Origin of the sequence: Streptomyces sp. NPDC029526 (genome assembly GCF_040637405.1) — a bacterium.
GTDB lineage: Bacteria > Actinomycetota > Actinomycetes > Streptomycetales > Streptomycetaceae > Streptomyces.
Genome location: NZ_JBEZWE010000001.1, coordinates 770205 through 792763 on the forward strand (window position 1 = coordinate 770205; position 22559 = coordinate 792763).

Genomic DNA, 22559 nt, shown 5'->3' on the forward strand with positions numbered 1-22559 from the left:
CCACTCGACGGCACGCACCCGGTGCCCGGGCGGGACGGAGCATCCGGTGGGCGAAAGTGGCGGCCGGGCACCTCCTGCCCGCGCCGGTCGCCCTCCGCTCGGGAGAGCGGGAGCGGCGGGTGCCGGGCCGGCCCTCGCCTGGCGCGACGGGCTTCCCGTCCTGACGCACCGCCCCGATCCGGCCGGAGCGGGGGGACGTTCGCCGAGGCCGGGCACGCGCCCGGAGCACCCTGCGGCGCGGTCACGTTCAGCCGTCCGGCGCGTCGGGCGGGCAGCTCGGAAGGGGAGGACGGTCCTTCGTGCGGACCGCGGGCAGCCACGCGCGGGAGCCGGTGCGCGGGAGTTCGACCCGGAACCAGGTGTCGGAGCGCAGGTCCTCCTCGTCGGTGATGAGGACCCCGCCGTCCAGCCGGCAGTCGGTGCGCAGGACGTCACCGTGCCACACACGGGTGGGGACCACGTTCTCGGCCGTGTACTCCCGCTCCGGGTCGATCGCGAGGCCGAGACTGCACTGCGGGTGCCGGTCGGCCCGGTCCTGGCAGCCCCGCTGGGCGTTGAAGACCTCGATCAGCGCGGGTGGGTCCGGAGCGGAACCGTCCTCCCGGCCGGCGTGGGTGAGGACGCCCGCGAACGCCACGCACATCGACGCCGCGAGCAGCGCGGTCCGTGCGCGGTTCCGCGGACGTCGGCGCGCGCCGCCGGTGCCGGGGCGCCGGAGCACTGCGGACCGGCGCGCCGCGATCCGTGCGAGCAGGCTCTCGGCGGTGTGCGCGGCGCGGGCGGCGTGTGTCGGGGCGAGGCAGTCGGCGACCAGCTCCCGCCAGAAGTCCGGCACCGCGGCATCGAGGCGCAGGGCGGCGCGGCCCGCCGCGTACTCCTGGGCGGCGGCGCCGCGCGCCGCCGGGGTGGCTCCGGGGAAGGGGGAGGCGCCGGCGGCGAACACCTCGTGGATGACGATGCCCAGGGCCCAGATGTCGGCACTCGGCCGGATCTCGACGCCCCGTTCGCCGAGCGGAGCCGTCCAGCGTTCGGGTGGGAAGTAGTCCAGGGTCCCGGCGGGCGGGACGTATCCGTGGGTCCCGGTCACCTCGGTGGCGAGGCCGAAGTCCGAGAGCTTCACCGCGCCGTCCTCGCCGACGAGGATGTTCTCCGGTTTGAGGTCGGCGTGCACCCAGCCGTTGCGGTGCAGGTGGGCCAGCCCTTCGCAGATGCCGGCGATCAGTGTGTCGCTCCCGGCCGCGGCCACCCCGGCGTCGATCAGGTCGCGCAGACTGCACCTCGCCCGCTCCATGACGAGCACGATCGCGCCGTCGAGCAGGGGGTGCTCCGGGGCCCGGAGCACGACGGAGTCCAGCAGCCGGACGATTCCGGGGTGGGCCGCCCTGCGGCAGAGTTCCAGTTCGCGCCGGGCGGTTTCGGCCACGGCACGGGCCTGGCGCGGTGCGAGTCCCGCCGTCGGCATGACCTTGAGCGCGACGGTGCCGCCGGCCGTGCCCTCGTCGCGCGGCGCTCGCGGGCCCGTGCCGGCCGGGCGAGCCGTGCCGTTCGGGCCCGTGCCGGCCGTGCCGTTCGGGCCCGTGGTCTCGTGCCCGGCGTAGACGACCGCCCAGCCGCCGGACCCGATCGGCTCGGTGACCGTCCAGCGTCCCACCCGATGGCCCGGGGGCAGCAGTTCGGTCCGTTCGCTGTTCCACAGGGCGTTCCGGCCGTGTGCCGGGGGCATGGCGCCTAGTGTCCCCGTCCGGCCGGTTCGGCCGTCCGTAGGGGCAACAGGGCGAGGTGCTCCTCCCGTACGATGCCGAACCTCAGGGCCACGGTGACCACGGCCTCGCGCTTGCCCTTGCGGCGGACGGTCCGACCGGTCCCGGCCGCCGCGGGAGCGCCGGTCCTGAGCTTCTCCTCGGCCAGGTAGTCGATGTGCGAGCTGACCGCGCGGGCGGTCAGCCCACCGTGCACGGGGTGGTCCCGCAGCCGTTCGACGACCTGCGGGGTGGTCGGCACCGCGACCGGTGAGTCGTCCCGCAGCCATGGTTCGCAGAGCGCGACCAGGACCAGGAAGTACGCCGCCGTCTCGTCCAGGGAGTACGCCGTCACCGTGCGGATTCCCGCCGGGCCGCCCGTGCGCTGCGGGTCCAGGTAGATGTGGTCGGGCGCGAACACCTGGAAGGAGACGGGGGTGTCACGGCGGGTGGGTAGCACCACCCGGGAGAACTCGAAGGGGATGGGGGCCCCGATGCGCCGGGGCGGCACCCTCAGGTACTCCCCCGCCCCTTCCGGGTTCTCCACCAGATAGCTGTGGGTGGCGCTGTGGTTGCTCAGCTGCCAGTGGTCGGCGGTCGCCGTGATCTCGCCGGCCAGCCGGGAAATGGCCGCGTCGGCGAGCCGCAGTTCGACGGGTGTGGCCGGGGAGCCGCGCCCGAACCGCGCGCGCTCCCCCGGACCGAGCCGGAGGGTCACCACGTCGATGTCGGGCTCACCGTCGGCGAGACCGCTGCTGCCTCGTGGTAGGTGGACGATCACGCCGCTCACCGTGCCTCCCGCCCCACAGGTTCAATGATTGTCCTGAACATGCCCTGCGGAGCGGATGTTACCGCGTGTTGCGATCGTTCACCGTGCGGATTCAGCCGCTGCATTGGCTTGATCCATACGGTGAACGGTCCATCACGGGCCGTCCCCCACCGCAGGGGGCGGGGAGGGCGGGAGCCGATGCGGACGGCTCGGTTCAGCCCGCCAGGTCGAACTCGTCGGCCAGGAGCGGGATGTAGTCGGCGAAGGCGGGCGCCCAGCAGCCGTAGTGGTGCTCACCGTTGCAGGTGGGCGACAGGCTCGACCCGTCGCCGTAGTCGACGAAGTGGTGGTCGATGCCCAGGTGGTTCAGCCGGCTGCTGACGGTCCTGGTCGCGACCGCGGTCCGGTTGTCGATCAGCCCCCGGTCACCCGTGTAGAGGGTGACCCGGGTGTCCGCGAGCCGGGCGAGGTTGGCGGAGGAGGCCGGGTCGACCCGGTTCCAGATCCGGTCGTCGAACAGGGCGTAGGGCGAGCCGAAGATCGCGTCGCTGTCGACCACCGGCCCGTATCCGACACAGTCGCCGGTGCCCGAGGTGACGGAGGCGCACCAGGCGCCGGGCAGGTTGAGTTCGGTGGCCAGCACCGCCGCGCGGACCTCCCACATGCCGAAGTCGATGCCGCCGGACAGGGCGGCGACATGGCCGAACAGGTCGGGCCGGGCCTGGGCGTAGTGCAGGGAACCGAAGCCGCCCATGGACACGCCGGTGACCGCGCGGTGTTCGCGGTCGGGGACCGTCCGCAGATTGGCGTCGATGAAGGGGACGACCTGCTCGGTGTGGAAGGTCTCCCAGTTGGCCGCCCCCTCGGCGGTGTTCTGCATGTGCCAGTCGGCGTACCAGCCCTTCAGGCCGCCGTCCGGTACGACGGTGATCATCCGGTCGTCGCGGAGCGCCGGGACCGCGGCGGCGTCGTCCACGCTGCCGCCCCCGCCGTGCAGGAAGTACGTCACCGGCCAGCGGCGGTCGGTGTCGGCGTGGTACCCCCGGGGCAGGAAGACACGGATCTTGTGCGTGCCGGAGAGTTCCGGGGTCGTGACGGTGAGGGTGAAGTCGGTGGCCGAGTGCACCTCGGTGGCGCCGTCGACCAAGGTCAGGCCCTGCCCGTCGGTGAAGCCGGGGATCGCGGGAGGGCCGGCATGGGCCGGGGAGGCGGTGAGGGCGGTCGCCACGGCCGTCACCAGCGCGGCGCCGGTGACGACGACGGCACGGACCGCGGAACGGATCCCGGCCGTGGAGAGCGGAGTTCTCACTGTGGTTCTCCTTCTCGTGAGGGGACGAGGGGCCGGGACGGCTCCTCGCACGGAGCCCGGGAGGTTGGGGTCGGCAGGCTTCGTACGCCTACCGGCCCGCGGGGCCCGCCGACGGGTACGGCGCGATCACGGGGCCGCCGAACGAGGCCCACGGGAGCCAGCCGCCGCTGGGCCGCTCCTGTACGCGGGTGCGGATCCGGCCGCTGGTGGTGACGGCGAAGAGGTGGAGCCTGCCGGTGGAGTCGGCGGCGGCCGACGGTGTCGCGGCCAGACGCACGCCGGACTCGCCGAAGTCGTCATCGGGGCCGAAGACGCCGCCGGGGGCGGTCTGCCAGCGGTGGCCGAGCCGTTCGCCGCCCGGGGACAGGGCGAACGCCTCGAGCCGTCCGTCGGCGCTGGGGACCAGAAGCGGGGCCGCGGCCGTCCAGCCGAACAGCGGCTGCCAGTCGTCCCAGCCGCCGCTCGGTACGCTCTGCCGCCGGTGGAAGGTCCCGAGTCCCGTCGGGCCGATGGCGACGACGGTGAGCCTGCCGCTGCCGTCACGCGCCACGCGCGGCGCCGCGCCGGCCGCCGTACCGAACCGGGTCCAGTCGGACCACCGGCCGCCCGGGGTCTCCTGCCATCGGTGGTGGACGGCGGAGCCGCCGGGGGCCAGGGTGAACACCTCCAGCCGGCCGTCCGCGTTGGTCCCCACGACGGGCGCCGCGCCCACCGGGCCGCCGAAGGCGCCGTCCCAGGCGTCCCAGTGCAGTGACCCGGGCGCGCTCTGGCGTCGTCGGGCCACTCCGCCTCCGGCGGGGGCCGGGGCGAACACCTCCAGCCTCCCGTCGGCGGCCACACCGACCGCCGGAGCGGCGCCCGCCGGGCCGCCGAACTCCTCCCAGCCGTGCCAGCCGCCGTCCGCCCGCTGCACCCTGTGGTGCAGGCGGGCCCCGCCCGGGGCAAGGGAGAACACCTCCAGCCGGCCGTCGGTGTTGCGGCCGAGGGCGGGGACCGCCCCGGCAGGTCCGCCGAAGGCCTCCCACGCCGACCAGGTGCCGGCGGCCGCGTCGAGCAGGACGCGGCGCAGCAGGGAGCGGTCACCGGCGTCGAGCGCGAAGAGGTTCAGCCGGCCGTCGGCACCCAGGGCGACCGCCGGGTTGTCCGGGCTCTGCCACGAGGGAGGGGTGTCCCGCCACTCCAGGGGGGCCAGGTACAGGCCCCGGTGGAACCACCCGGCGGCGCTCGCGTGCCACCGCTGTCCGTCGGTGACCACCTCGACGGCGTGACCGGGCAGATGGCCCGCCCACCCGTCGAGGGTGAAGCGGAAGGGGTCGCGGGAGGCGAGCACGTCGGTGCCGTCGTAGCCGTTGCGCGGACCGATGAACAGGTAGTACCAGCCGTCCCGTTCGACCACGAAGGGCGACTCGGTGACGGACACCGTGGTGTCGTCGCTCCCGTCCGTGTACACGGTGGCCGGGGCGCTCCAGTGCAGCAGGTCCGCGGACCGCCGGCAGGAGACGATGTGCCTCCCTCCCGTGCCGGACAGTTCGGTGTAGTACATGACCCACTCGCCGCCGACCCGCAGCACCATCGGGTCGCGCGCCACCGTCCCCCGGAACAGCGGGCCGGACGGGACCCGGGTCCAGGTGAACAGGTCCGTGGAGGTGGCCAGGCTGATCGCGGCGCCGTCCCGCCCGCCGCCGGCGTAGAACATCCAGTAGGTGCCGTCCGCCTCGATGACGTGGGGCGCCCACAGGTGTTCCTCGCCGAAGTAGGACGGGTCGACGGTCAGCGCGTCGGGGTGCGGGGTCCACGGGCCCTGGAGGGCGGGTGCGGAGGCATGGGCGAAGGAGACCTCCGCGCCGCTGTCGGGGGATGCGCCGGGTGCTGCGCTGTCACCGACGATGCTGAACAGGTGCCACCGGCCGCCGGCCCGGATCAGGGTGTGGTCGTTGAGGTAGCGGCGGCGGCCGGGCAGGGACGGGTCGTGAACGTGGGCGAACGGTCCCGCGCCGACCCATGCGTGCACCGGGGTCCGCGGGGCCTGGCCCGTCGTGCCGGTGGCCGCCGCGCCCCGGCCGGTACCGGACAGCGTGAGGGCTCCCGCTCCCGCCGTGGCCAGCAAGAGGTGACGTCTGCTGATCGCATGCATACAGGGCTCCATGGAGGGCCCGCGGGCGGCCGGAACGTGCTTCGGCCGCCCGCGGATGTCGTGTGCCGGACCGGAGGGTGGACCGGGGTCCGGATTTCCGGACCGGTGCGGATAGGGATCCGGTCTCCGGTCCGGTGCGGTCCGGTGAGGGGTGGGTCAGTTCATGGCGGGGCCGGGGGTGTCGTTCACCCAGGCCCAGTCGGACCAGGTCGCGAAACCGGTCTGCCACTTGTGGTGGACACCCGCGTGACTGGTGCCGAACACCTCGATCCGGCCGTCCGCGTTCGTCGCCGCCGTGATCTCACTGCCCCCCGTACCGAACCGCTCCCACGCACCGAACGGGGCATTGACGCCCGTCTGCCACATGTGCATCGCCACGTCGTCGTTGATCGCGAACACCTCGACCCGGCCGTCCGCCGTCCGCTCACTCGACAACTGCGCGTCCGCCGGACCACCCGTCCCCTCCCAGGCCGACCAGCTCGTCGCACCCGTCTGATACTTGTGGAACACCCCCACCGGACCCGACGCGAACACCTCCAACCGGCCATCCGCATTGTGATCCACCGTCAGATCACGACCCCCACCACCGAACGACTCCCACGCCGACCAGCCACCGTTCACCGCCGTCTGATACTGGTGCTGGAACACCTCACCGTTCAGCGCGAACACCTCCAGCCGGCCGTCCGGCGCCTTCCCCATCTCCAGCCGGCCCTCGACCGGCCCACCACCCGTCGCCTCCCACCCCGACCAACCAGCCCCACCCGTCTGATACCGGTGGAACACCCCCACCGGACCCGACGCGAACACCTCCAGCCGACCGTCCGCGTTCGACCCCACCGCCACATCACGCCCACCCGTACCGAACGACTCCCACCCCGACCAACCCCCCGACGGCGTCACCTGATACCGGTGCTGCAACACCCCACCATTGATCGCGAACACCTCCAGACGGCCATCCGCGTTCTTCCCGATCGCCAACTCCGCACCCCCCGGACCACCCACCTCCTCCCACGCCGACCACCCACCGTTCACCGACGTCTGCCACGCATGCCACACCCCACCCGCACCAGCGGCAAACACCTCCAACCGCCCATCCGCCGACCGCGCCGACACCACCCGCCCCGACTCCGCCGGATACACCAGCGGTTTGGGTCGAGGCGGGGTGGTGCCGGGGGTGCAGGGCAGGGTGACGCCCCGCTCGGCGAGGTAGGGGACGGGGTTGATCCCCGGGGTCTGCGCCGTGCCGATCCGCACCCGCAGGTGGAGGTGGGGGCCGGTGGACTGGCCCTCGCTGCCCATCAGCGCGATGCGCTGTCCGGCCTCGACGCGGTCGCCGACGAAGACGTCCCGCTGGTACATGTGCCCGTACTCGGTGACCGTCCCGTCGGGGTGCAGGATGCGGATCCACTGTCCGTACCCCTGGGCGGGACCCGAGGCGATCACCTCACCCGGCCCCACGGCGTGGATGGGGGTGCCGGCGGGCCCGGCGATGTCCACGCCGTCGTGACCGCTGTGGTAGTGCTGCGAGACGAAGCCGGCGGCCGGGCAGGCACCCGCGAAACCGGTGGCCCGGGTGGGGGCGGCGGCGGCCGGGGACGTCGTCACCAGGGCCGTGAGCAGGGCGGTCGCCGCGGTGAGGACGGCGTGCGCGGTGCGGCGGGGAAGACCGGGGAGCACGTGCCACTCCTTCTTCTGGGATCGGACGTCGTCCCGGAGGGACGGGGCACCGCGGCGGTGCACCCGAGGGCGTGGGCCACGGGACGCGTGGGGACGGGTTCGGGCGGAGGTGACCCGGTCCGGGGGGGACGGCCGCCGGGCCGCGCACCGCCGGACGTCGGGGGGCGGCCCGGCTCGGGACCGGGTGGAGATGTGGAACCGGGTGGACCGTGCCGGACCGGGTGAGGCCCGTGGGTCAGGCCTTGCGCAGGCGCGCGATGACGCCGTCGATGTCCCGGCGCATCAGGTCGTGACGGATGAAGTGGCCCCCGGCCGGCTCGTGCCACTCGTGCGGAATGCCCGCGTTGCCGAGCAGACCGCGGAACTCCCGCTGCCCGGCGAGCACCTGCTGCTCGTTGACCGTGTCGAACCAGTTGACGGGGTCGGGGCTGGTGCCGGCGACCAGGAAGACCCGCTTGTGCCGGTAACTCTCGATCCGCTGCACGGGGTTGTCGGCGCTCACCCGGGCCTCGTCCCACAGGGGAGCGCCGTAGACCGTGCCGCCGCCCAGTTCCGCGGCCGCGGAGGAGGCGTTGGCCCAGTGGGTCACCAGACCGAAGTCGCGGCGCAGACTGGCCGGACCCGAGTGGGAGCTGACGGAGGCGAAGTGACCGTAGTACTTGGCGGCGTACTTCAGCGCGCCGAAGCCGCCCATCGAGAAGCCGGACACGGCACGGCCGTCGTACTCGGCGTAGGTGCGGAAGTTCGCCTCGACCCACGGCAGCAGCTGGTTGATGTGGAAGTGCTCCCAGTTGCGGGGGCCCACGTTGGTGCTGACGGGGTTGGAGTACCAGCCGGCCCTGCCGCCGTCGGGCATCACCACGATGATCCGCTTGCCCGCCGTCCACTGCCGGATGCCCTCGCGGTCGAAGGTGATGAAGTCCTGGGCTCCCCCGTGGAGGAGGTAGAGGACCGGGTAGCGGCGTCCGCTGTGGTAGTCGTCCGGGAGGAGCACGTTCACCCCCGGGTCCCAGCCGATCGCCGAAGTGCGGAAGCGGTAGTACTTCATGCGCGGGTCGGCCTCGTTGCGGTCCACGATGGTGAGACCGGCCGCGTTGCCGACGGCCGCGGCGGAGGGCGCCGCCGCCAGCACCCCGCCGGCCCCCATGGCCATGACCGCCGAGGCGCCTGCGGCGGACTTGAGGATGCTTCTGCGGGTGGGGCGGTGCGGGGTCAACGTGGCCTCCCTGGTCGCTGCTGTGGGCCGGAGGATCCGGCCGACGGGCGCTTCGGAAGGTAGCGGCGGGGTGCCCTGCGCAGAATCCGGAACGTTACGGACTGACAGCCGTGACCGTCTCCGCTAGGGGGTGTTTCGAAGGTTCTGTGCGGTGCCCGCGGTCTCCGGACGCCGCGCTCATCTGTCAGACACCCCCAGGGCCGAGGACGGCGCGCACGACGAAGGGCACGGCGCGCACGACGAAGGGGCGGGGTGCCCGCGGACCGGTCGGTCCTGAGGCACCCCGCCCCTTGCCCGTGCCGTACGGAAGACCCCTGACGGGGCGCCCGGGCGTCCCGGGCCGGGCGTCCCGGCCCGGCGTGCCGGGTTCGGCGCTCGGTCCGGCGTCCCGGGCCCGGCGCATCCCGGGCCCGGCGCATCCCGGGCCCGGCGCATCCCGGGCCCGGCGCATCCCGGGCCCGGCGTCTCACGCCTCGCGCGTGCCCTCGTACATCTCCTCGATGAGGTGCTTGTACTCGCGCTCCACCACGGGCCGCTTCAGCTTCAGGCTCGGGGTGATCTCCCCGTGCTCGACGTCGAGGTCGCGCGGCAGGAGGCGGAACTTCTTGATGGTCTGCCAGCGCTGCAGGCCCTCGTTGAGCTGCTGGACGTAGCCGTCGACCATCTCGACGGTGGCCGGGGCGGCGACGATGTCCGCGTAGGACTTGCCCGCCATGCCGTTCTCCGCCGCCCAGGCGGTGAGGGCGGCCTCGTCGAGGGCGATGAGGGCGGTGCAGTAGTTCCGGTCGGCGCCGTGCACCAGGATGTTGGAGACGTAGGGGCAGACCGCCTTGAACTGGCCCTCGACCTCGGCGGGCGCGATGTACTTGCCGCTGGAGGTCTTGATCAGGTCCTTCTTGCGGTCGGTGATGCGCAGGTAGCCGTCGGGCGACAGCTCGCCGATGTCACCGGTGTGGAACCAGCCGTCCTCCTCCAGCACCTCGGAGGTCTTCTCGGGCAGGTTGTGGTAGCCCTCCATGATGCCGGGGCCGCGCAGCAGGATCTCGCCGTCGTCGGCGATGCGCACCTCGGTGCCGGGCAGCGGCTTGCCGACCGTGCCGGTGCGGTAGGCCTCGCCGGGGTTGACGAAGGAGGCCGCGGAGGACTCGGTGAGGCCGTAGCCCTCCAGGATGTGCACTCCGGCGCCGGCGAAGAAGAAGCCGATGTCCGGGGCGAGGGCGGCGGAGCCGGAGATGCAGGCGCGCAGGTTGCCGCCGAAGGCGTCGCGGATCTTGGCGTACACCAGCTTGTCGGCGATGCCGTGCTTCGTCCGCAGGCCGAGGGGCGCGCTGGCGGTGCCGGTGCGGCGGAAGTTGTCCTGGGTGACCTTGGCGTACTCGCGGGCGACCCCGGCGGCCCACTGGAAGATCTTGTACTTGGCGCCGCCGCCGGCCTTCGCCTTGGCGGCCACGCCGTTGTAGACCTTCTCGAAGATGCGCGGCACGGCCGCCATGTAGGTCGGCTGGACCACCGGAAGGTTCTCGATGATCTTGTCGACGCGGCCGTCGACGGCGGTGACGTGGCCGGCCGCGATCTGGCCGGAGATGAGCACCTTGCCGAAGACGTGGGCCAGGGGCAGCCAGAGGTACTGCACGTCGTCGCCGTGGACCATGCCGGTGGCGGGGATCGCGCGGGCCATGTAGGCCCAGTTGTCGTGCGGCAGGCGGACGCCCTTGGGGCGGCCGGTGGTGCCGGAGGTGTAGATGAGGGTGGCGAGCTGGTCCTTGGTGATCGCGGCGACGCGTTCCTTGATCAGCTCCGGTTCCTTCTCGAGCCGGGCCGCGCCGCGGCGCTCCAGCTCGCCGAGGGTGATCACGAAGTCGTCGGTCGCCGCGCCCTCCGGGTCGATCACCACGACGTGGGTGAGGTCGGGCAGCTCGTCACGCTTGGCGACCGCCTTGGCGGCCTGCTCGGCGTTCTCCGCGATGAGCACCTTGCTCTGCGAGTCGGACAGGATGTAGGCGGACTCGTCGGCGTTGGTCTGCGGGTAGACCGTGGTGGTGGCGGCGCCCGCGCAGAGGATGCCGAGGTCGGCGAGGATCCACTCGACCCGGGTCGAGGAGGCCAGGGCGACGCGCTCCTCGGGGTTCACCCCCAGCTCGACCAGGCCGGCGGCGATGGCGCCGACCCGGTCCGCCGTCTGCTTCCAGGTCAGCGACTTCCAGTCGTCCGGGCCGGTGCCGGAGGCGGCCGGGACGGGGTAGCGGTACGCCTCCGCCTCCGGTGTGGACGCCACACGCTCCAGGAAGAGGGCCGCCACGCTCGGCGGACGGTTCTCGATCAAAGTCTGTGTGTCGCTCAAGACATCCTCCGGGGCCCGCTACGGTGCGGCTGGCTCAGTGCGGCTGGGTTCACTCGCACGCCGTTGTTTAACTCGCGAGTAACTATCGAGCACGGACAGAGTAAAGGCCGACCGCCGCCCGCGTAAGGGGCTGCGACCCGACACTTTTCACGGAGAGCTACCCATTCGACGTGCGGGGCCCGCCGCACTGGCGTGCGACGGGCCCGCTTTCCGCCCGATATGCGTAGTAACCCGCAGTAACCCCGGACCGGGCGTCCGGCTACTTCTTGCCCTTGCCCGAGCCTCCGCCGTCGTCACTGGAGAGCACGGCGATGAAGGCCTCCTGCGGGACCTCCACCGAGCCCACCATCTTCATCCGCTTCTTGCCCTCCTTCTGCTTCTCCAGCAGCTTGCGCTTCCGGCTGATGTCACCGCCGTAGCACTTGGCGAGCACGTCCTTGCGGATGGCGCGGATCGTCTCGCGGGCGATGACGCGCGAGCCGATGGCGGCCTGCACGGGCACCTCGAACGCCTGCCGCGGGATCAGCTCCTTCAGCTTGGCGACGAGCCGCACGCCGTACGCGTACGCCTGGTCCTTGTGGGTGATCGCGGAGAACGCGTCCACCTTGTCGCCGTGCAGCAGGATGTCGACCTTCACCAGGCTGGAGCTCTGCTCGCCGGTGGGCTCGTAGTCCAGGGAGGCGTAGCCGCGGGTCTTCGACTTCAGCTGGTCGAAGAAGTCGAAGACGATCTCCGCGAGCGGCAGGGTGTAGCGGATCTCCACCCGGTCCTCGGAGAGGTAGTCCATGCCGAGCAGGGTGCCGCGCCGGTTCTGGCACAGCTCCATGATCCCGCCGATGAACTCGCTGGGCGCGAGGATCGTGGCCCGCACGACCGGCTCGTACACCTCGTCGATCTTGCCCTCGGGGAACTCGCTCGGGTTGGTGACGGTGTGCTCGGTGCCGTCCTCCATGAGCACGCGGTAGACCACGTTGGGCGCGGTGGCGATCAGGTCGAGCCCGAACTCGCGCTCCAGGCGCTCGCGGATCACGTCGAGGTGCAGCAGGCCGAGGAAGCCGACGCGGAAACCGAAGCCGAGGGCGGCGGAGGTCTCCGGCTCGTAGACCAGGGCGGCGTCGTTGAGCTGGAGCTTGTCCAGGGCCTCGCGCAGCAGCGGGTAGTCGGAGCCGTCCAGCGGGTACAGCCCCGAGAAGACCATGGGCTTGGGGTCCTTGTAGCCGCCCAGCGGCTCCTCGGCGCCCTTGTGCTGGCTGGTGACGGTGTCACCGACCTTGGACTGGCGGACGTCCTTCACGCCGGTGATGAGGTAGCCCACCTCGCCGACGCCGAGGCCGTCGGAGGAGAGCATCTCGGGCGAGTTGGTGCCGATCTCCAGCAGCTCGTGCGTGGCGCCGGTGGACATCATCCGGATCCGCTCGCGCTTGTTGAGCTGGCCGTCGACGACGCGGACGTACGTCACGACCCCGCGGTAGGAGTCGTACACCGAGTCGAAGATCATCGCGCGGGCGGGGGCGTCCTTGACGCCGACCGGCGCGGGCACCTCGGCGACGACCTTGTCCAGCAGCGTCTCCACGCCCATCCCGGTCTTCGCGGAGACCCGCAGGACGTCGTCGGGCTCGCAGCCGACCAGGTTCGCCAGTTCCTCGGCGAACTTCTCGGGCTGCGCGGCCGGCAGGTCGATCTTGTTGAGCACCGGGATGATGGTGAGGTCGTTCTCCATCGCCAGGTACAGGTTGGCGAGCGTCTGGGCCTCGATGCCCTGGGCGGCGTCCACCAGGAGGATCGTGCCCTCGCAGGCGGCGAGCGAGCGCGACACCTCGTACGTGAAGTCGACGTGCCCGGGGGTGTCGATCATGTTGAGGATGTGCGTGGCGCTCTTGTCGTGGGTCGGCGCCCACGGCAGCCGCACCGCCTGGGACTTGATGGTGATGCCGCGCTCGCGCTCGATGTCCATGCGGTCGAGGTACTGGGCGCGCATCTGCCGCTGCTCGACCACACCGGTCAGCTGGAGCATCCGGTCGGCGAGTGTCGACTTGCCGTGGTCGATGTGCGCGATGATGCAGAAGTTGCGGATCAGAGCCGGGTCGGTACGGCTCGGCTCGGGCACATGGCTAGGGATCGCGGGCACGCAGGGTCCTGATTCTTGAGGCGTCCGCATACGTGTGCTGGTGCGTCTGCGGTCTCGGGTCGGATCGTTACGTAGCTTCCATGGTCCCACGGGTGGGGACCCGGGACGGGTTTGGGCCACCGAAAGGGCCACTGCTAGTGTGGGGGGCTGTGTCTCATGCCCTCTCAGCACGGGACACCGATCGGAAAATCACCCGGCACGGATTCGTGCGGCGCCGCATGCCCGCGGCACCGGGCGGCGCCGTGCCAGAACCTGTAGAGGCTCATTCGTGGCGAACATCAAGTCCCAGATCAAGCGGAACAAGACCAACGAGAAGGCGCGGCTGCGCAACAAGGCCGTCAAGTCGTCTCTGAAGACCGCGATCCGCAAGGCCCGCGAGGCCGCTGCCGCGGGTGACGTCGAGAAGGCCACCGAGTACCAGCGCGTCGCCGCGCGTCAGCTCGACAAGGCCGTCTCCAAGGGCGTCATCCACAAGAACCAGGCCGCCAACAAGAAGTCGGCGCTGGCGCAGAAGGTCGCGTCCGTCAAGGGCTGAACCACTCCTTTGATCTGACCGCCGGAAGGACCCCGGGCGGGCCCTCTCTCATCCGCCCCCGACCGGCACCCCGAGCCCGTACGCGGCCTGCGTTCGCCACGCGGGTACGGGCTCAACGGCTTCACCGAAGGACCCCGTCCGTCCCCCTTCCCCGGGGGTGGGCGGGGTCCTTCGGCTTGACGGGGGTCCTTGGGCTTGACGGGGTCCCTCGGCTTGACGGGGTCCCTCGGCTTGACGGGGGTCCTTCGGTTTGACGGGGTCCCTCGGCTTGACGGGGGTCCTTCGGTTTGACGGGGTCCCTCGGCTTGACGGGGGTCCTTCGGTTTGACGGGGTCCCTCGGCTTGACGGGGGTCCTGCGGCTCGGCGGGTGAGGGGGCGCCCCCCGGGGGATCGTGGGGCGGGTGCGCCGCCCGGGGGATCGTGGGGCGGGTGCGCCGCCCGGGCGCTACGACCAGAACGCGTCCGCCGCGTCGATGTCCGCCACGCACTCGTCGAGGTCGGTGATCTTGTCTCCGACGATGCGGAAGACGATGCAGCCGGCCTCGTCGATCCGGCGGCCCTGCCGCTCGGCCCGGAAGCGGTGGACGGCCACCGCGTGGCCCCGGCCGTCGACGAGGACGTGCTCCATCCCGACGTCGAGCGTCCCGCCGGTCTCCTCGGCGAGCCGCCCGTACATCGCGATGATCGCGTCCTGGCCCTTGAAGTCGCCCGACAGGGGGTGGCTGCCGGGTACGTGGTGTGTGCAGTCCGCCGCCATCAGGGTGCGCAGGGTGTCCGTGTCACCCCGGGTGAAAGCCTCGTAGCCCTTGCGGACGAGCTGTGCGTGCGGGTGTTCAGCCATGACGTTCGCCACCTCTCCGGTTGCCTCGGCGACTGACGGCTGATGCACCCGATTCTCCTCCTCACCACGCCCCGGGCGACTCGATCACGGGGCGTGCGGGGGCGGGGCTCCGCCGGGAAAGCCAGGGGCTCTCCGGGAGGCCCGGAGAGCCCGGGTGAGGCCGGGAGGCCCGGGAGGCCCGGGAGGCCCCGGAGCGTCCTCCGGGTCAGGTCCTGCCGCGGGAGCGGGCCGCGCGGGCGATGGTGACGACCGCCTTCTCCAGGGCGTACTCCGGGTCGTCCCCGCCGCCCTTGACTCCGGCGTCCGCCTCGGCGACCGCGCGCAGCGCCACGGCGACCCCGTCCGGCGTCCAGCCGCGCGCCTGCTGCCGCACCCGGTCGATCTTCCACGGCGGCATGCCCAGCTCCCGGGCCAGGTCGGCCGGCCGGCCGCCGCGCGCCGCCGACAGCTTGCCGATGGCCCGTACGCCCTGGGCGAGGGCGCTGGTGATCAGCACGGGGGCCACGCCCGTCGACAGCGACCAGCGCAGCGCCTCCAGCGCGTCCGCCACCCGTCCCTCGACCGCGCGGTCGGCGACGGTGAAGCTGGAGGCCTCGGCCCGGCCCGTGTAGTACCGGCCGACCACCTCCTCGTCGATGGTGCCCTCGACGTCGGCGGCGAGCTGGGACACCGCCGAGGCCAGTTCCCGCAGGTCGCTGCCGATGGCGTCGACCAGTGCCTGGCAGGCCTCCGGGGTGGCGGAGCGGCCGGCGGTGCGGAACTCGCCCCGCACGAAGGCCAGCCGGTCGGCCGGCTTGGTCATCTTCGGGCACGCCACCTCCCGCGCCCCCGCCTTGCGGGCCGCGTCCAGCAGCCCCTTGCCCTTGGCGCCGCCCGCGTGCAGCAGGACCAGCGTGATCTCCTCGGCCGGCGCGCCGAGGTAGGCCTTCACGTCCTTGACCGTGTCGGCCGACAGGTCCTGGGCGTTGCGCACGACCACGACCTTGCGCTCGGCGAACAGCGAGGGGCTGGTCAACTCGGCGAGCGTGCCGGGCTGGAGCTGGTCGGGGGTGAGGTCCCGGACGTCCGTGTCGGCGTCGGCGGCCTTGGCGGCGCTCACCACCTCCCGCACGGCGCGGTCGAGCAGCAGGTCCTCCTGGCCCACGGCGAGCGTCACCGGGGCGAGGGGGTCGTCGGATGCGTTCTTCCTGGCCATCGCGACCAGCATCCCACGCACCACCGACAACGAGGGACGGCCCCGGGGCGGCCGTGCCGCCGCCCTACGGTTCCTCCCGCCAGCCCTCCCACTCCCCGGCGAACTCGTCCAGCTCCCCGGGGTCCAGCACGCCGCGTTCGTCGCGCAGGACGACCAGCCACTGGGCGTCCTCGGCGTCGTCCTCACCCGCCAGCGCGTCCCGGACGACCAACGGCTCCTCGTCGATGCGGAACCGTTCCGCCAGGGCCTCCACGACCTCCTCCGCGGCATCCCGGTCGGGCAGCACCAACACATGTCGTACCTCGCTCACGCGAGCCATTGTCGGGCACGGCCCCGCTGGCCCGGTCAGGTCCCCCGCACCTCCGGCACCGCGTCCAGCTCGATCCCGAACCGCGTGCGGTACACCGCCAGCACCTCCGCGTCCCCGTCCAGGGTGCGCTCCTCCCGGGTGCCGTCCGGGCCCGTGACCGTGACCCGACGCCCGGCGAGGGTGATCCTGCCGCCGTCGTCGGTCACCCGTGAGCAGACCAGGGAGCGGGTGAAGTGGGAGACGGGTGACGTGCTGTGCCACCACACCCCGGCGGTGAAGTCGCCGAGGGCCCGCGGCCGGACCTCCAGCCGGTACACGGGCCGGCCGTCCACGCTCACGTCCAGGTCCGCCGCCTCCGGCGCGTCCCCGTGTCCGCCCCGCACCCCGGCCGCATCCGGTTCTGCTTCGGTGATCCGGAAGGTGCCCCCGGGGTCGGCCTGGTCCCCCCGTTCCTGGAAGGCCAGGGGCAGGTGGCAGTGCGCCCCGAACCCGACGTCGGCCAGCCAGTCACCGCCGTCCGCCGTCCGCACCCGCAGCGCGAGATGGTCGTAGGGGATGCCGAGCCGCCCCCCGTCCCCGTACACCCGCGCCGACAGCAGGGTGACGTCGTAGCCGAGGGCGGTGAGCAACGCCCCGAAGGCGCCGTTGAGTTCATAGCAGAACCCGCCCCGTCCCGCGCCCACCACCTTGTCGACGAGGCGCTTCTCGTCCAGCACGATCTCCTCGCCGAGGTGCAGCGAGAGGTTCTCGAACGGCACGGTCCGCAGGTGCCGCAGGTGCAGGTCGCGCAGCGCCTGCGAGGTGGGCCGGGCGGGGCGCTCGGCGCCGAGGCGGGACAGGTAGGCATCGATCCTCGTTGCGTCCATGCCGACAGTCTTGTCCGTCCTCGGGCCCTGTTGAAGCCCGCAGACGATCTCATGCGATCACAATTCGACCATGGCCAATCATTCAACGCCCATAAATGGAAAAGAAAGCGCCACCCTTTCGCACTCCCCTGCCCGCTCCCTCTTCACCTCGTCCTCCATACACATATAAGCCAGTCATCCAGTATCCTCACCTTCCCGGGAACGCTTCCGTCGCTTCGAACGCATTCGGACGTCTCATTCCCCGGGCGCTGCGACGCAGCCGAAAGTACGGTCCTTTTCAGCAGGGGGGAGTGAAGAGGACGTGGAGGAACTACAGCCCGGCGATCCGTCGCACATGGGGCCGTTCACCTTGCACGGCGTCCTGGGAATGGGCGGAATGGCAACCGTCTACCTGGGCAGTCACCACGCCCGGCCCGGCGCGCGGGCCACACCGGCGGTCGTGAAGGTGCTGCGAAAGGACTGCCTCTCGGACGAATACCTGTTGCGCCTCTTCCGCCGGGAAATTCTCGCCCTGCGCGATATGGACGCCGAAGGAACGCTGGGAGTCGTCGCGTCCGACCCGAACGGCGAGCGCCCGTGGTTCGCGACCGAATACGTGCCCGGCATGGACCTGCAATCGGTTCTGGACGCACACGGTCCGCTCGACACCGCGCAGACCCTCGGACTCGCGGGGGAACTCGCGCCCCTCCTGATGCGGCTGCGGAACAACAGGATCGTGCACCGCGACCTCAAGCCGTCGAACATCCTGGTCCTGGCGGACGGCACCCTGCGCCTCATCGACTTCGGGATCGTGCGCCGCCTGGACCACACCTGGACCTTGCCGACCCAGAACGTCGGCACCCGCGCCTACATGGCACCCGAGCAGATGCTCGGCATCGCGGACTACTCCAGCGACGTGTTCTCCTTCGGTCTGACACTCAGGTACGCGGCGACCGTCACCCCGATGGACCGGACCGACCTGGCCTCCCTGGACGGCACCGACCCCGACGCCGTCCACCGGCACCCGGGCGCCGGGCTGCCCGCCGACGCCCTCAGCGGGCTGGCAGAACCGCTGCGGGCGATCGTGTCGGCGTGCACCCGGCCGCATCGCGACGACCGCGTGACCGCCCCCGGCCTGCTCACCCTGCTCGCGGACCACCGCGTCCCGCCGCCCGACGGCACGGACGGCCGCGCCCCCTGGCTGCCCGAGGGCGCCCGGGACACGGTCCTGCGTCACCTGGAACGGGTCCGCTCCTTCCTTCCCGCCTCGGCCCGCTCCGGCCGCACCCCGTCCGGCTGGCTCCACCCGCTCGGCGGGCGCGCCCACTTCACCTCCCCCGTCGACACGGGCCGGGGCATCGCCCTGTGCTCCCTCGACGGATCCGTCTCGCTGGTGGACGCCCTCGACGGACACCTGAAGTGGCAACGCGCCCTCGCCGCCCGCATCGAGCACACCCCTGCCGCCGACCACGGCCTGCTCTACGTTCCCTGCTCGGACCGCACGCTGGTCGCCCTGGACACCGCGGACGGGTCCACCCGCTGGGTCTACCCCGCCGGGAACAGCGGTCTCTTCGCCCCGGCCGTGACCGGTGACCGCCTGGTGGCGAGCGCGCGCGACGGGTCCGTCCACTGCGTCTCGGCGCGCACCGGCACACGACTGTGGATCAGCGACCGGGACACGGGACCGGTCTTCCACCGCCCCACCGTGGCCAACGACGTCGTGTTCGTCTCCGGCTGGCAGGGACGTCTGCGCGCCCTGTCCCTGCACGACGGCACGGAGACGGCACGGCTTCCGCAGGTCCCGGATCCGGTGGGCGCTCCCGCCGAGTCCCGGGGGACCCTCTTCGTCGCCGGCCGCACCGGCGTGCTGTGCGCCATCGACGCCCGTACCGGACGGGAGAAGTGGCGCATGGTGGACGGTCCACCCGTCCGCACCGGGCCCGTCCCCGGCGGTGACCTGCTCTACGTCGGGACCGCCCAGGGCACGGTGCGGGCCCACTCCACGACGACCGGCCACCCGGTGTGGTGCTCCTCGAGCACGAAGCGCCTCACGTGTCTCCCCGTGCACCACGACGGCACCCTGTACGTCGGCACCGACGACACGCTGACCGCCCTCGACGCCTCGACCGGCACCGTCCGCTGGCAGCGCATCACCGAGGGGAGCATGCACGCGCCCCCGCTGATCGCCCACGACCACGCCTACATCGGGACCTGGAACTGCACGGTGCAGGCCGTACCCCTCCCCCCGCGCGGGGCCCGGTGAACCGGCCGGACACGGCACACCGCCGGGACGTTCCGGCCGGAGCGCACCACGTACGTCGACCACCGCGCGGGAGGGCGCACAGATGCACGAACTCGGAGGGCACCGCCTCCTGCACCGGGTGGGCAGCGGGACGCTCGGCCACACCTACCTCGGCACCGGGCCGGACGGACAGCGGCGGGCGGTGAAGGAGGTGCACACCGCCTGGGGCGCGCCGCGGGAGGCCGGGAGGCGGATCGAGGAGGTCCTGCGCCGCTTCGCCCGGATCCGCGACACGACTCAGGACGCCACCGTGGCCCGGCACACGGTCCACGCCGTCGGCGGATACGACCCCGGGGCCGACCGCGCCTGGGTCGCCACGTCCTGGCTGGGTGACACCACGGAACCCGGCGGCAGCGGCCCCGCGGTCTCCCTCGCCGACGTGCGGCATCCGCTCCCGGCCGGGGCCACTCTGCACATGATGTACCAACTCGCGCAGCTGGCACGGCAGTTGCACGAGGCGGAACTCTCCCTTGCCGGCCTGAAGCCGTCCAATCTCTTCCTCACCTCCCGCGGGCCGGTGGTGGTCGACGTCCATCTGGCGCTGGCGCTGCGCGAGTTGCTGCACGACCGGTCCCCCACGGACCCGGAGCCGCACCACGCCTTCCTCTGGGCGGACCCGGCGTGGCTGCCGCCGGAACTCCGCCGGTTCGGCTCCCGGGCCCGCACCGCGGGCAGCGTCCACGCGGTGGGCGCGATCGCCGTCTTCGCCTGCACCCGCACCCCGCTGCGTCCCGCCACGGACGCCGTCGACGCGCTGACGCACCACCGCAGCACCCGCCGGCGGGCCGAGGAGGCCCTCGGCCGCTGGGCCGTGGACCACGGCAACGTGGCGCTCAAGGTGAAGAAGACGGCGTTGCGCTCGGTCCGGCACCGCCCCTGGTCCCGGCCCGGTCCCCGGCGCCTGGAACGGATCATCGCCTCCCCCCTGTGGGGCAACCACCACCGCAAGGAGTACCGCAGGGTCTGGGAGGAGGAGATGCGGCGCCTGCTGCGCACGGACCCCGGCCACGGCGTCCCCGCTCAGCCGCCCGCGCTCCGGGTGCTCCCCGCCCCCGGCCCCTCCGCCGCCCCTCCCGGCGGGCGGCGGGCCCCCGTGGTCTCCGCGGCCAGCACCCTCCCGGGCGGGACGTTCCGCGACGCGACGGCCACCGGACACGCCGCCGGGCACACCGCCGCCACGGCCGGGTCCCGGGGCCCGGCCACCGTCCGGGACGCGTCGTCACCCGGGCACCCGGCCCCGTCGGCGGCCCCGGGTCCCCCGGGCACCGCCGTGGACAGGACGCCGGCCCCGGCGCACCACGCCACCGGCGCTGCCGGGCGGACACCGGAGCCCGTCTGGACCGTCGAGACGGACGGCCCCCTGCTGGCGCCGCCCCTGTCCCTCGGCAGCCTCCTGCTGCTGACGTGCGGGAGCGAGGCCCACGCGATCGACACCGCCACCGGCAGCCGTGAGTTCGACATCGTCCTGCACGGAACGGCCGAATCGGCGCCGGTCCGCTGGGACGGCCGGATGTGGTGGGCCCTGCGGGAGGGCGCGCTGAGCGGACACGACCTGAGCGACCCGCACGGCGTCGTCCGCCTGGAGCTCCACGGGGATCCCGGCCTCCACACGCCGGTCGTCCTGGACGGCCGGCTGTGGACGGGCACCACCGGCGGCCTGTTCGAGTTCCGGCCCCTGGCGTCCTCGGAGGGCGCCGGACGGCTGCTGCCCCGGTGGGACGAACCCGTGGTCTCCCCCCTGGCCACCGACGGGATCCGCCTGTGGGTCCCCACCGAGCGCGGCGGCCTGACGGCGGTGGATCCCTCCCGGGCCGAGGTCCGCGGCCCTCACCCCGCCTTCGACGCGGCGGGATGCGCGGCGGCCCTTCTCACCGACGGCGCGTACATCGGGGACGCGACCGGTACGGTCCGCCGGCTGAATACCGAGGCGACCACGCGCGGCCAGTGGCAGGTCTCGGCCCTGCCGGTCACCGCGCCTCCCGTCCCCCACGACGGCCTGCTCCTGGTCACCGACCACGGGGGCACCGTCACCGCGCTCTCCCCCGGGGACGGCACGACGCGGTGGCGCGCCGCCACGGACGGCGACGGGCAGCGGGCCGTGGCCGTGCTCGACGGCGTGGTGCACGTGTGCGGCGCCCGCGCCGTCCGGCGACTGGACGCGGCGACCGGCCGGGAGCTGGAGCCGCTGACCCGGGACGGCGCGGCCCCCACGAGCGTGACCGTCACCCCGGACCACCTGCACGTCGGCTTCGCCGACGGGCGCCTGAGCACCTGGCTGCGCCAGGGCTGAGCCGCGCCGCCGACCCGTCATCGACCGTCCGAGCAGAAGGGCGCCAGCACCGTGTACGAGGCAGAGATCAGCCGGGCCAACCCGGCGTGCATCGTGTTCCTGATCGACCAGTCCAGTTCCATGCGGGCGGCCATGCCCCACACGAGTCAGTCGAAGCAGCTGGCGGTGGCCACAGCGGTCAACACCCTGCTCCGCGAGCTGATCCTGCGGTGCGCTCGGGGCGTGGACGAGGTCTGGGACTTCTTCCACGTCGCCGTCATCGGCTACGGCGCCCAGGTCGGCCCCGCGCTCGGGGGCCCGCTCTCCGGCCGCGACCTCGTGCCCGCCAGCGCTCTCGCCCAGGGCAGCCTCCGCACCGAACGGCACGTGGTCACCGAGACGCTGCCGAACGGCACGTCCACCGACCACGTCGCCGACCTGCCCGTCTGGCTCGAATCCGCCGCCTCGGGCACCACGCCGATGTGCGCGGCGCTGGAGTACGCGCACAAGGTCGTCGACGGGTGGGTGACCGAGCACCCCAGCGCCTTTCCCCCCATCGTCCTCAACGTCACGGACGGCGAGTCGACGGACGGGGACCCGGCGGGCGCCGCCCAGCGGTTGCGGTCCCTCGGGACCGAGGACGGCAGCACCCTGCTGTTCAACCTCCACCTGTCGTCGGACATCGCCACGCCCGTGGCGTTCCCGAGCACGGACGACGGGCTGCCCCCGGCGGGCGTGAAGCTGTTCTCCATGTCGGACGTCCTCCCGCCGGACATGCGGGAGACCGCCCAGGACCTCGGTCTGCCGGTCCAGTTGGGAGCACGTGGCTTCGTCTTCAACGCCGGCATGCAGGCCCTGATGCTCTTCCTGAACGTCGGCACACCGTCGTGATCCGGGGCTGCACCCGGCTGCAGGCGCCCAAGTCCCGTCTGCCGGCCGACCGGATCG

At 72.7% G+C, this 22559-nt stretch carries 16 protein-coding genes; 4 read left to right on the forward strand and 12 right to left on the reverse strand.

The features are described from left to right. Window positions 1–247: 247 nt before the first annotated feature. From AB0F01_RS03405 to lepA, 8 genes are all read right to left on the reverse strand, one after another. Window positions 248–1723 carry a serine/threonine-protein kinase gene (locus AB0F01_RS03405; protein ID WP_362089460.1) on the reverse strand — a complete coding sequence of 492 codons (1476 nt, stop codon included), beginning with the start codon at window positions 1721–1723 and terminating at the stop codon, window positions 248–250. 5 nt (window positions 1724–1728) lie between these two features. Beyond that, window positions 1729–2529 (reverse strand): serine/threonine protein kinase, encoded by an 801-nt coding sequence (locus tag AB0F01_RS03410; RefSeq protein WP_362089462.1) that lies wholly within the window; start codon window positions 2527–2529, stop codon window positions 1729–1731. A 193-nt stretch (window positions 2530–2722) separates the two neighbouring features. Continuing rightward, window positions 2723–3817 (reverse strand): alpha/beta hydrolase-fold protein, encoded by a 1095-nt coding sequence (locus AB0F01_RS03415; RefSeq protein ID WP_362089463.1) that lies wholly within the window; start codon window positions 3815–3817, stop codon window positions 2723–2725. Between the two features lie 88 nt (window positions 3818–3905). After that, the gene (locus AB0F01_RS03420; protein WP_362089465.1) at window positions 3906–5951 is read right to left on the reverse strand and encodes a family 43 glycosylhydrolase; all 2046 of its coding nucleotides are present in this window, start codon (window positions 5949–5951) and stop codon (window positions 3906–3908) included. A gap of 156 nt (window positions 5952–6107) precedes the next feature. Then, window positions 6108–7628 (reverse strand): peptidoglycan DD-metalloendopeptidase family protein, encoded by a 1521-nt coding sequence (locus AB0F01_RS03425; protein ID WP_362089467.1) that lies wholly within the window; start codon window positions 7626–7628, stop codon window positions 6108–6110. A gap of 235 nt (window positions 7629–7863) precedes the next feature. Continuing rightward, the gene (locus AB0F01_RS03430) at window positions 7864–8844 is read right to left on the reverse strand and encodes an esterase family protein (RefSeq protein WP_362089469.1); all 981 of its coding nucleotides are present in this window, start codon (window positions 8842–8844) and stop codon (window positions 7864–7866) included. A gap of 466 nt (window positions 8845–9310) precedes the next feature. Further along, window positions 9311–11185, reverse strand: coding sequence for an AMP-dependent synthetase/ligase (locus AB0F01_RS03435; RefSeq protein ID WP_362089471.1), 1875 nt, complete (start codon window positions 11183–11185; stop codon window positions 9311–9313). Between the two features lie 259 nt (window positions 11186–11444). Then, complete coding sequence (gene lepA, locus AB0F01_RS03440; protein ID WP_362089473.1) at window positions 11445–13313, reverse strand: translation elongation factor 4; 1869 nt, start codon at window positions 13311–13313, stop codon at window positions 11445–11447. A 268-nt stretch (window positions 13314–13581) separates the two neighbouring features. On the opposite strand from lepA, the gene rpsT reads away from it, so the two are divergent. Further along, window positions 13582–13848: a 30S ribosomal protein S20 gene (gene rpsT / locus AB0F01_RS03445; RefSeq protein ID WP_164334931.1), complete on the forward strand. Its 267-nt coding sequence runs from the start codon at window positions 13582–13584 to the stop codon at window positions 13846–13848. Between the two features lie 446 nt (window positions 13849–14294). Here the strand turns inward: rpsT and AB0F01_RS03450 are convergent, their stop codons facing one another. The 4 genes from AB0F01_RS03450 to AB0F01_RS03465 form a co-directional block, all read right to left on the reverse strand. After that, window positions 14295–14690, reverse strand: coding sequence for a nuclear transport factor 2 family protein (locus tag AB0F01_RS03450; protein WP_362089475.1), 396 nt, complete (start codon window positions 14688–14690; stop codon window positions 14295–14297). A gap of 205 nt (window positions 14691–14895) precedes the next feature. Continuing rightward, window positions 14896–15885, reverse strand: a complete 990-nt coding sequence (gene holA / locus AB0F01_RS03455; RefSeq protein ID WP_362089477.1) for a DNA polymerase III subunit delta — start codon at window positions 15883–15885, stop codon at window positions 14896–14898. A 64-nt stretch (window positions 15886–15949) separates the two neighbouring features. Beyond that, window positions 15950–16195, reverse strand: coding sequence for a hypothetical protein (locus AB0F01_RS03460; RefSeq protein ID WP_362089479.1), 246 nt, complete (start codon window positions 16193–16195; stop codon window positions 15950–15952). Window positions 16196–16230: 35 nt separating this feature from the next. After that, window positions 16231–17061: an arylamine N-acetyltransferase gene (locus tag AB0F01_RS03465; protein ID WP_362089480.1), complete on the reverse strand. Its 831-nt coding sequence runs from the start codon at window positions 17059–17061 to the stop codon at window positions 16231–16233. Between the two features lie 334 nt (window positions 17062–17395). Between AB0F01_RS03465 and AB0F01_RS03470 the strand changes: the two genes are divergently transcribed. The 3 genes from AB0F01_RS03470 to AB0F01_RS03480 all read left to right on the forward strand — a co-directional run bounded on the left by AB0F01_RS03470 (window position 17396) and on the right by AB0F01_RS03480 (window position 22502). Beyond that, complete coding sequence (locus tag AB0F01_RS03470; RefSeq protein WP_362090219.1) at window positions 17396–19303, forward strand: serine/threonine-protein kinase; 1908 nt, start codon at window positions 17396–17398, stop codon at window positions 19301–19303. An 82-nt stretch (window positions 19304–19385) separates the two neighbouring features. Next, a complete protein-coding gene (locus tag AB0F01_RS03475) occupies window positions 19386–21632 on the forward strand; it encodes a PQQ-binding-like beta-propeller repeat protein (RefSeq protein ID WP_362089482.1) in 2247 nt (748 codons plus the stop codon). 51 nt (window positions 21633–21683) lie between these two features. Continuing rightward, window positions 21684–22502: a VWA domain-containing protein gene (locus AB0F01_RS03480; RefSeq protein ID WP_362089484.1), complete on the forward strand. Its 819-nt coding sequence runs from the start codon at window positions 21684–21686 to the stop codon at window positions 22500–22502. Window positions 22503–22559 lie beyond the last annotated feature (57 nt).

What these genes read in the sequence shown, in the direction of transcription:
- AB0F01_RS03405 (WP_362089460.1), bottom strand. Translation starts at nt 1,723, where the DNA reads ATGCCCCCGGCACACGGCCGGAACGCCCTGTGGAACAGCGAACGGACC.
- AB0F01_RS03420 (WP_362089465.1), bottom strand. Translation starts at nt 5,951, where the DNA reads ATGCATGCGATCAGCAGACGTCACCTCTTGCTGGCCACGGCGGGAGCG.
- AB0F01_RS03450 (WP_362089475.1), bottom strand. Translation starts at nt 14,690, where the DNA reads ATGGCTGAACACCCGCACGCACAGCTCGTCCGCAAGGGCTACGAGGCT.
- holA (WP_362089477.1), bottom strand. Translation starts at nt 15,885, where the DNA reads ATGGCCAGGAAGAACGCATCCGACGACCCCCTCGCCCCGGTGACGCTC.
- AB0F01_RS03465 (WP_362089480.1), bottom strand. Translation starts at nt 17,061, where the DNA reads ATGGACGCAACGAGGATCGATGCCTACCTGTCCCGCCTCGGCGCCGAG.
- AB0F01_RS03470 (WP_362090219.1), top strand. Translation starts at nt 17,396, where the DNA reads ATGGGGCCGTTCACCTTGCACGGCGTCCTGGGAATGGGCGGAATGGCA.
- AB0F01_RS03475 (WP_362089482.1), top strand. Translation starts at nt 19,386, where the DNA reads ATGCACGAACTCGGAGGGCACCGCCTCCTGCACCGGGTGGGCAGCGGG.